This window comes from Paenibacillus sp. GbtcB18 (assembly GCF_019091125.1).
GTDB classification, from domain to species: domain Bacteria; phylum Bacillota; class Bacilli; order Paenibacillales; family NBRC-103111; genus Paenibacillus_F; species Paenibacillus_F chitinolyticus.
The window spans coordinates 1-258 of record NZ_JAGXJX010000524.1 but is presented as its reverse complement, the minus strand read 5'-3'; the positions used below and the strand labels follow the sequence as shown (position 1 = coordinate 258).

The window sequence follows — 258 nt, the reverse complement described above, 5'->3', positions numbered from 1 at the left end:
GCGAACGTCACGGATTCCACGTTCGGCGCGTTGACGACATTGTCGATAATCGCCAGCTTGGCGTTCGGATTTTGCGTCGCTACCGTCTTCATCGCATCGCCGATGATAAAGCCGATGCCCCACGTCAGGTTGAAGTTGCCCTTGACCATTTGGGTCAGATTCGGGATATATTCCGAATCGCTCTTGCTCTGTAAATATTTCACCTGAGCCCCGGTATCTTTCGCAAGCCGCTGCAGCCCTTCCCAAGCGCTCTGGTTA

Annotated in this window: 1 protein-coding gene; it reads right to left on the bottom strand. The window is 53.9% G+C overall.

The features are described from left to right. Nucleotides 1-258, bottom strand: a 258-nt coding sequence (locus tag KVT34_RS30540; protein WP_217563326.1) for a BMP family lipoprotein, incomplete at both ends; no start/stop codon positions are given.